Source organism: bacterium (assembly GCA_030685015.1).
GTDB lineage: Bacteria > CAIWAD01 > CAIWAD01 > CAIWAD01 > CAIWAD01 > CAIWAD01.
Map to the genome: position 1 here is coordinate 18,405 of JAUXWS010000072.1, position 9,569 is coordinate 27,973.

At 69.3% G+C, this 9,569-nt stretch carries 5 protein-coding genes; 2 read left to right on the forward strand and 3 right to left on the reverse strand.

Features of this window, described 5'->3' with window-relative positions; all coding sequences use genetic code 11:
• Positions 1 to 24: 24 nt before the first annotated feature.
• From lpdA to Q8O14_10655, 3 genes are all read right to left on the reverse strand, one after another.
• On the reverse strand, positions 25 to 1,419 hold the full coding sequence (gene lpdA / locus Q8O14_10645; GenBank protein MDP2361190.1) for a dihydrolipoyl dehydrogenase: 1,395 nt from the start codon (positions 1,417 to 1,419) through the stop codon (positions 25 to 27).
• Between the two features lie 65 nt (positions 1,420 to 1,484).
• Positions 1,485 to 2,714 (reverse strand): 2-oxoglutarate dehydrogenase complex dihydrolipoyllysine-residue succinyltransferase, encoded by a 1,230-nt coding sequence (gene odhB, locus Q8O14_10650; GenBank protein MDP2361191.1) that lies wholly within the window; start codon positions 2,712 to 2,714, stop codon positions 1,485 to 1,487.
• Positions 2,715 to 2,727: 13 nt separating this feature from the next.
• Positions 2,728 to 5,499, reverse strand: a complete 2,772-nt coding sequence (locus Q8O14_10655) for a 2-oxoglutarate dehydrogenase E1 component (protein ID MDP2361192.1) — start codon at positions 5,497 to 5,499, stop codon at positions 2,728 to 2,730.
• 385 nt (positions 5,500 to 5,884) lie between these two features.
• Between Q8O14_10655 and Q8O14_10660 the strand changes: the two genes are divergently transcribed.
• Together Q8O14_10660 and proS are read left to right on the forward strand one after the other, a co-directional pair.
• Positions 5,885 to 7,129 carry an arginine deiminase family protein gene (locus tag Q8O14_10660; GenBank protein MDP2361193.1) on the forward strand — a complete coding sequence of 415 codons (1,245 nt, stop codon included), beginning with the start codon at positions 5,885 to 5,887 and terminating at the stop codon, positions 7,127 to 7,129.
• Positions 7,130 to 7,717: 588 nt separating this feature from the next.
• Positions 7,718 to 9,154, forward strand: a complete 1,437-nt coding sequence (gene proS, locus Q8O14_10665) for a proline--tRNA ligase (GenBank protein MDP2361194.1) — start codon at positions 7,718 to 7,720, stop codon at positions 9,152 to 9,154.
• The last annotated feature ends 415 nt before the right edge of the window (positions 9,155 to 9,569 follow it).

Sequence of the window (9,569 nt, forward strand, 5' to 3'; positions counted from 1 at the left end):
GTCTATCTGGTGTTCGATGCGTGACTATAGATGCAGGGCACGGCCGTCCACCGCCAGGGCCGCCTCCTTGATGGCCTCGGCGTAGGTGGGGTGGGCGTGGCAGATGCGGGCCAGATCCTCCGCCGCCGCCTTGTACTCCATGGCGACGACCGCCTCGGCGATGAGATCCGCCGCCCGCGGGCCGATCATCTGCACGCCCAGGATCTCGTCGGTGGCGGGGTCGGCCAGGATCTTGACGAAGCCCTCCTTCTCCCCCGCCGCCCGGGCCCGCCCCAGGGCGATGAAGGGAAAGCTGCCCGCCTTGTAGGCCCGGCCCTCGCGCTTGAGATCGTCCTCGGAGCTGCCCACCGCCGCCACTTCGGGCCAGGTGTAGACAACGCCGGGAATGAGGCGGTGGTCGAGCTGGGGCTGCTGCCCGGCGATGCGTTCGGCGACGCAGACGCCCTCCTCCTCCGCCTTGTGGGCCAGCATGGCTCCGCCGATCACGTCCCCGATGGCCCAGATGCCCGCCACCCGGGTCCGCAACTGGCCGTCCACCGGGATGAAGCCCCGTCCGTCCGTCTTCAGGCCGGCCGCCTCCAGCGCCAGGCCCTCCGTGTTGGGCCGCCGGCCGATGGCGACCAGGCAGTAGTCCGCCTTCAGCTCCAGCTCCTTGCCCTTGGCCGAGGTGGCCTTGACCAGCACCTCGCTCCCCAGGTTCTCCACCTGGCTGACGCGGGCGCCCAGGTGGAAGGCGAAACCCAGCTTCTTGAGGCTGCGCTCCAGCTCCTTGCCCAGGTCGGCGTCCATGGCGGGCAGGCAGCGCTCGAGCGCCTCCAGCACCTCCACCCTGGTGCCCAGCCGGGCGAAGACGCTGCCCAGTTCCAAGCCGATCACACCCGCCCCGATCACCAGCAGGCGCTTGGGGATCTCCGGCAGCTGGAGCGCTTCCGTCGAGGAGATGACGCGCTCCTTGTCGATGCGGCAGAAGGGCAGATCCAGGGGCTTGGAGCCGGTGGCGATGACGATGTGGGCGCTCTCGATCTCCACCGTCCCGCCCGCCCCCTCCACCGCCACCCGGGTGGGCGCCAGGAAGCGGGCGACCCCGTGCAGGCGCTGGATCTTGTTCTTCTCGATCAGCTTGTCGATGCCCAGGGCGGTCAGCTGCACGACCTTGTCCTTGCGCGCCCGCATGGCCGGCCAATCCACCGAGAGCTTGTCCAGGCGGATGCCGTGCCCGGCGAAGGCCTTGGCCGCGTGGTGGTAGTGTTCGCTGGAGTCCAGCAGCGCCTTGGAGGGGATGCAGCCCACGTTGGTGCAGGTGCCGCCCAGGCGCTCATGTTTCTCGACCAGGGCCACGGAGAGGCCCAGCTGGGCGCAGCGGATGCCGGCCACATAGCCGCCCGGGCCGCCCCCGATGATGGTGACGTCAACTCTCAACCCGTCGCCTCCTTGCGTTCATCCTGCGGGGCCACCGGGCTCCCCGCCTCCTCCCGCCGCCTCCCTCAGACCTTGAGCAGAAGGCGGACGGGTTCCTCCACCAGCTCCTTGATCCGCTTGAGGAAGCCCACCGACTCCCGCCCGTCGATGAGGCGGTGGTCGTAGGACAGGGCCAGATACATCATGGGGCGGATCTCCACCCGGCCCGCCACCGCCACCGGCCGGTCCTGGATGGCGTGCAGGCCCAGGATGGCGCACTGGGGCGGATTGAGGATGGGCGTCGAGAGCAGGCTGCCGAACACGCCGCCGTTGCTGATGGTGAAGGTGCCCCCCGTCATCTCCTCGATGGTGATGCGGTTCTCCCGGGCCCGGGCGGCCAGGCGGGCGATCTCCTCCTCCAGCCCCTCGAATCCCTTGTCCTGGGCGTCGCGGATGACCGGCACGACCAGGCCCTTGGGCGCGCTGACGGCGATGCCCAGGTCCACGTAGCCCGGCTCCACCAGCTCCGTCCCCTCCAGGCGGCTGTTGACCATGGGAAATTCCTGGAGGGCGCGCACGGCGGCGGCGGCGAAGAAACTCATGATGCCCAGGTCGACCTGGTGCAGCTCGCGGAAGCGCTCGCGCCAGGCGGCGCGCAGGGCCATGACGGCGCCCAGGTCCGCCTCGTTGAAAGTGGTGAGCATGGCCGTCTCGCGCCGCACGGCCACCAGGCGCTCGGCCAGTTTCTGGCGCAGGGTGCTGACCGTCGTGCGCGTCTCCCGCCGCGTTTCCGCCCCGGCCGTGCGCTCTGCGGCGGACACCGGAGCCGCGGCGGGCGTTGGCGGAGCATCGGCGAGGCGGTCCCGGGCGGTCTGCACGTCGTCCTTGGTGATGCGTCCCCCCGGTCCGCTGCCCGCCACCTGCCTGGGTGTGAGGCCCCGTTCGGCCATCAGTTTGCGGGCGGCGGGCGAGCGGGCCGGCGCCCCGGCCGCAGGCCCTTCCGGCGCGATGGCCGTGGAGGCTGGCGTCGTGGCCAGGGCGGCCGCCTCGGCCATGCTGGGGCGGGTCGGCGGAGCGGCGCCGTCGGCCTCGATGTGGCCGGCCACGGCGCCCACCGCCAGGGTGCTGCCCGCCGCCGCCGCCACACGCAGCACGCCGGCGGCGGGGGCGGCCACCATCAGGGTGGCCTTCTCCGATTCCAGCTCCAGGATCTCCTCGTCCGCCTCGACCGGCTCGCCGTCGCCTTTCAGCCAGGCGGCGATGGTCACTTCCTGGATGGACTCCCCCGGACTGGGCACGCGGATTTCCACCGTCATGGCTCCTCCTGTCTCAGGCAAAGGCCCGATCAATCAGCATCCGTTGTTCGGCCCGGTGCCGGCGCGCCATGCCGGTGGCGGTGGCGGCGGCGGCGCGGCGGCTCACCAGCTCCAGCGGCCGCAGGCGGAAGACCCGTTGCAGCCAACTCCAAGCGCCCATGTTCTCCGGCTCCTCCTGCACCCAGATCCAGCGCTCCGCCCCGGACCAGCGGTCCAGCGCCCCGGCCAGGCGGGCGGTGGGCAGCGGGGCCAGCTGCTCCAGGCGCAAGATGGCCAGATCCCGCCGTCCTCCCTCGCGCCGGGCCGCGTCCAGTTCGTAGTAGAGCTTGCCGCTGCAGAGCAGAACGCGGCGGACCTGGCCCGGATCGGCCTCCTCGTCGTCCAACACGTCCCGGAAGGCCGTCCCCGGTCCGAAGTCGGCCAGCGGGCTGACAGCGGCGGGGTGGCGCAGCAGGCTCTTGGGCGAGAGGACGATGAGCGGCACGCGGAAGGGCCGCTTCAATTGCCGCCGCAGCAGATGGAAGAAGTTGGCCGGCGTGGTGGCGTTGGCCACCTGCAGGTTGGCGCCGGCGCAGAGCTGCAGGAAGCGCTCGGGGCGGGCGCTGCTGTGCTCGTGGCCCTGCCCCTCGTAGCCGTGGGGCAGCAGGCAGACCAGCCCGCTGTGCTGGTGCCATTTGGTCTCGGCGCAGCTGATGAACTGGTCGAAGATGATCTGGGCGCCATTGGCGAAGTCCCCGAACTGGGCCTCCCAGATGGTCAAGCCGTCGGGCGTGGCCACGCTGTAGCCGTAGTCGAAGCCCAGCACGCCGTACTCGCTCAGGGGCGAGTTGAGCACGGTGAAGGGCGCCTGGCCCTCCTCCAGGTTGGCCAGGGGAATCCACCGCTCGGCGGAGTCCGCGATGGTGAGGGCGGCGTGGCGGTGGCTGAAGGTGCCGCGCACGCTGTCCTGACCCGACAGGCGCACTGGGTGACCTTCGCGCAGCAGGGTGCCGAAGGCCAGGGCCTCGCCCAGGGCCCAGTCCAGGGCGCGACCCTCCTCGAGCAGGGTGCGGCGCTGTTCGTAGAGGCGGATCGCTTTGGGCAGCAGGGGGCGGTCGCCGGGCAGGGCCAGCAGGCGCCGTCCCGTGTCGAGCAGGAAGGCGTCGGCCAGACCGGTGGCGGGCGAGACCTGCTCGAAGTCCTCATCCCGGGCGCGCCGCAGCTCCCGCCACACACCGCCCAGGGACTCCCGCATGGGCACGACCGTCATCCGGGCCGCGGCGGCCAGCTCCTCCTCCATCTCGGCGCGGAAGGCGCGCTCGATCTCGCCCGCCTCGGCCTCGCTCATCTGGCCCTGCTCCACCAATTGGCGGCGATAGATGGTCAGGGCGTCGGGATGGCGGGCGATCGCCTCATAGAGCAGGGGCTGGGTGAAACGGGGTTCGTCGCCCTCGTTGTGGCCGTGCTTGCGGTAGCCCAGGATGTCGATGAAGACGTCCCGCTTGAACTCCTGGCGGAACTCGAGGGCGAGGCCCACCGCGTGGATGACCGCCTCCACATCGTCCCCGTTGACATGGAAGACCGGGGAGAGGGTCGTCTTGGCCAGGTCCGTGCAGTAGGTGCTGCTGCGGCCCTCCAGGTAGCCCGTGGTGAAGCCCACCTGGTTGTTGAGGACGAGGTGGATGGTCCCGCCCGTGCGATAGCCGGGCAGCCGGGACATCTGCAGCACCTCGGCGACGATGCCCTGCCCGGCGATGGCGGCGTCCCCGTGGATGAGGAGGGGGGCGATCCGGCTCTCGTCGCCGCCGTGGCGGGCCAGCAGCTTGGCCCGCACGATCCCCTCCACCACCGGATCCACCGCCTCCAGGTGGGAGGGGTTGGGCGCCAGGCTGAGGTGGACGCGGCGACCGTCGGCCAGCACCCGGTCCGAGGAGTAGCCCAGGTGGTACTTGACGTCGTTGGTGAAATCCACGTCCTCGTAGTCCAGGTCCTGGAACTCGGCGAAGAGCTGGGCGAGGGGCTTGCCCATCACGTTGACCAGCACGTTGAGGCGGCCGCGGTGGGGCATCCCGATGACGAACTCCTCGATCCCCAGCTTCGCCCCCGACCCGATGATGGCGTCGAGGGCGGGGATGACGGCGTCCACCCCCTCGATCGAGAAGCGCTTCTGTCCGGTGAAGCGGGTGTGGAGGAGCTTTTCGAGCAGGACGGTCCGCGTCAGCATGCGGTAGACGTGGCGGCGCTCCTCGGGCGCGAAGGAGCGCTGGTTGCGCGACCCCTCCATGCGCTGCTGCAGCCAGTCCAGGACGACGGGATGGCGGATGTAGCGGAACTCGACGCCCACCGAGCGGCAATAGGTCTCCTCGAGGAAGGCGATGATCTCGCGCAGGGGCGCCGTGCCGAGGCCCAGTTGGGAGCCGGCGTGAAAGGGGCGGTCGAGGTCGGCCGCCTCCAGCCCGAAGGTCTCCGGGTCGAGGGGAGGCCGATAGGGGCGCCGCGAGCGGACGGGATTGGTGCGGGTGAACAAGTGGCCGCGCAGGCGGTAGCCGTCGATGAGGGCCAGGACGCGGCTCTCCCGCGCAAAGTCCTCGCGCACCCGGCGCATCGGTTCGCCGCAGATGTCCTCCTCCGCTCCGCCCGTCCGGCGGGCGGCGGCCAAGGCCTCGGGAGCCTGGCGGGCGAACTCGAAGCCTTCGAAGAAACGCCGCCAATCGGCGGGCAGCGTCTCGGGTTGGCTCAAGTACTGTTGGTAGTATGCATCCACGACGCGGGGTTCCGCTTGATGCAGCCAGGGAAGCGGACTCATGGGTGGGCGCATGCCTTTCCGTGACGGTTACTCACGCGGGCCAAGCTAAGGAAGCGGTGTTGGATTTCCATGCCCCTCATGGGCTTTGCACGACGGATTAACAGGTGGACAGATCAAAGTCATGATCAGGACCAGAATCGCTATCGGGATCGCTATGGGGATCGGGATCGAGTACCACGTCCCTGGTTCGGTCCTGCTCGATGCGCGGGTGTGAGAGCTATGCCGGCAGGGCAGCCATCTCGTCGCGAGGGAGGAGTTCGATATCGATATCGATATCGATATCGATATCGATCCCGATAGCGATCCCGATAGCGATCCCGATAGCGATGGGGATTGGTTCGACGCATTGCCGCACATTGGCTGCCGATCAAATCCGAGGTCGCCCATGCCCGTCCGGATCCAGTCCGAGATCGCCCCGCTGCGCACCGTGCTCCTGCACCAGCCGGGCTTCGAGCACCGCAAGACCGTGCCCTGGAACAAGGACGCCCTCCTCTTCGACGACATCCTGGACCTGGACGCCGCCCGCCAGGAGCACAAGGATTTCTCCCTGCTGCTGGCCCAGCACGGGGTGGAGGTCCTCTTCCTGATGGATCTGCTCAAGGAGATCTGCGCCGAACCGACCCAGCGCCGCGCGCTCTACGAGTCCCTCCTCCCGCCCCGCGTGCTGGAGGCGGTGGACTGGCGGCGCCTGCAGCCCTGGCATCTGGTGCACGGCTTTCCCGACGAGGCCTGGCTGAACTCGCGCTCCCTCATCCAGCCTCTTCCCAACCTGTACTTCCAGCGCGACCCGGCCTTCGCCGTGCCCGGCGCCCTGGTGATCGGCCATCCCTGCTGGCCCGCCCGCCGGGCCGAGAGCCTGCTGCTGCGGGAGGTCTTCCGCCGTCATCCCCGCTTCGACGGACTGCTCATCTGGGACGGTCTGCTCGATCTGCCCAAAGCCCACGTCGAAGGGGGCGACGTGCTGGTGCCGGACGAATCGACCGTGATGGTGGGCATCAGCGAGCGCACGAGCGAGGCGGGGGCCGAGGCCCTGGCCGCCTGGCTCTTCGCCCACACGCCGGTGCGGCGCCTGCTCAAGATCTGGCTGCCCGCCAAGCGCGACTTCATGCACCTGGACACGGTCCTCACTTTCCTCGACCACAGCCGCATCCTCACCATGCCCTATCTCTGGGAGCGGCCCGACCTCTACGCCCGCATCGCCCAGGAGGCCCAGCGACTCTGCGAAAGGCTGGGCCACCCCTACACCGGACCCCTGCCCGAGGAGCTGCTGGCCGGCACCCGGCTGGAGGTGCTGCACGACGACGGCCGCCGGGAGCGCCACGCCATGGTGCTGGCCGGGCTGGCCGAGTGCGGCCTGGTCGAGCCGGACTGGACGGTGACGGTGGGCGGCTCGGCGGAGCAGTACGCGCGGGCCGAGGCCCACATCGTGGCCGCCCTGCGCGAACAATGGAACGACGCGGCCAACACCTTCGCCCTCAAGCCCGGGCAGGTGCTCTGCTATGACCGCAATGTGGACACCCTGCGCGCCCTTGAGGAGGCCCACGTCGAAGTGGTGCGCTTCGCGGGCAGCGACCTGGTGCGCGGGCGGGGCGGGGCGCGCTGCATGACCTGCCCCTTGTGGCGGGACTGACGCTGGCCGCTGGGCTTGCGGCTGTCGCTGTCCTCCCGGCAGGGTTCTGTCATCCCAGTGAAAGTTGGGATCCCACGGGCCGCTCCAAGTCCTGTCATCCCGGCGAAAGCTGGGATCCCATGTGCCACTCCAGCATTTCCCATGTCTTGCGGCGCAAGCGCCACGCCACCTTCCCACCTTTCTTCTGGCGAGAAGAAAGGTGGGCCAAAGAAGCGCTCTCCAAGACATCACCGGCCCTAACTAGCCCGCCTCACGGCGGGCGTCGGACAGAGGGCCGCATCAAATGAGCCGGTCACCCATGTCACTGGTTCAGGTCTTCGACCTTCACCGCGTGATACCTCCTTCTCCCTGCCAGGGTGAAGGCCGGGATGGGGGTTCGCTGCCTGCCACCTTCCCCGCTCCGGGTGGAAGGCGGGGATGGGGCATGCGCCAAGCCATGTTTTCGACCCCCTCGCGTGTCACACAGTGTCAATCTGGGCCTGCGAGCCATTCCCTTGCCCTGCTTTTGCCCTGCTTTTTTTCGACGAGAACGCAGGAAGAGGCGACTCTGCGTATCTTGGGCGCCAAACACTGAAACGAGGACGCATCGTGGCCCGCAACATCACGCCCCGCGCCCAGGACTATTCCGAGTGGTACCTGGACGTCATCAAGGCCGGCCAGCTGGCCGACTACGCCCCCGTCAAGGGCGCCATGGTCATCCGCCCCACCGGCTACGCCCTGTGGGAGAGCATCCAGGCCGACCTGGACCGGCGCTTCAAGGAGACGGGCCACGTCAACGCCTATTTCCCCCTGCTCATCCCCGAGTCCTTCATGACCAAGGAGGCCGAGCACGTGGAGGGCTTCGCCCCGGAGTGCGCGGTGGTCACCCACGGCGGCGGCAAGAAGCTGGAGGAGCCGCTTTACATCAGGCCCACGAGCGAGACGATCATCGGCCACATGTACGCCAAGTGGCTGAGCAGCTGGCGCGAGCTGCCCATTCTCATCAACCAGTGGGCCAATGTCCTGCGCTGGGAGATGCGCACGCGCCTCTTCCTGCGCACCAGCGAGTTCCTCTGGCAGGAGGGCCACACCGCCCATGAGACGGCGGAGGAGGCGCAGGAGGAGACCCTGCGCATGCTCGAGGTCTACCGCGCCTTCGCCGAGGACTTCCTGGCCATCCCGGTGGTGAAGGGCCGCAAGACCGAGCAGGAGAAGTTTCCCGGCGCGGTGGCGACCTACTGCATCGAGGGCTTCATGCAGGACGGCAAGGCCCTGCAGATGGGCACCAGCCACAACCTGGGGCAGAACTTCGCCCGCGCTTTCGAGATCACCTTCACCGGGCGGGACAACACCGAGCAGTTGGCCTGGACGACCAGTTGGGGCGTCTCCACCCGCCTGGTGGGCGCCCTCATCATGGCCCACTCCGATGACGACGGCCTCGTCGTGCCGCCCCGCATGGCGCCGCGCAAGGGCGTGGTGGTGCCTCTGTGGAAGAGCGAGGAGGAGCGCGGCGCGGTGGAGCCCTTCGCCCGCCGCGCCTATGAGCTGCTGCAGGGGAAGCTGGGCGCCCTCAAGGTGATCTGGGACGGCGATGTGGACAAGCGTCCGGCCGACCGCTTTTTCGGCTGGGTGCAGCAGGGCATCCCCTTCCGCCTGGAGATCGGCCCCCGCGACGCCGCCCAGGGGACGGTCTGCCTTGTCCTGCGCCACAGCCGCCAGAAGCTCATTCTCAGCCTGGCCGAGCTGGAGGAGCGGATCGAGGGCCTGCTTGAGACGATGCAGGAGGAACTCTTCCGCCAGGCCCTGGAGCGCCGCCAGGCCGGCACCCGCCGCGTGGAGAGCTGGGAGGAGTTCCAGGCGGCCATTGCCGATCGCTGCTGGGTGGAGGCCCACTGGGACGGCACCACCCAGACCGAGGCAGCCATCAAGGAGGCGACCAAGGCCACCATCCGCTGCCTGCCCTTCGACTGGCCGGAGGAGGCCGGCCGCTGCGTGTTCAGCGGCCAGCCCAGCACTCGGCGTGTCCTCTTCGCGCTCGCCTACTGAACCAGATCTACCCTTCCAAATGAGAAGCGCGCGTCCACCGGACGCGCGCCTCATTCGGGTTGGCTGATCAGAAGCTGATCGGCCTCGGTGTCTTGGTCGGCTGCATCCGCCCCTAGCAGGGCCGCGCCCCGCGCCGGTCCTGCGGGCGGATCAGCCGCTGAACCTGATCAGAAGTAGATCGGCCTCGGTGTCTTGGTCGGCCGTATCCGCCCCTAGCAGTGCCGCGCCCCGCGCCGGTCCTGCGGGCGGATCAGCCGCGGTATCCATTCACAAGCTGCTCAGCCGCGATGTCTTGGTCGGCTGCATCCGCCCGTGGCAGTGCCGCGCCCCGCGCCGGTCCTGCGGGCGGATCAGCCGCGGTATCCATTCGAGAGATACTCGGCCTCAGTATCCGGGTCGGCTGCATCCGCCCGTG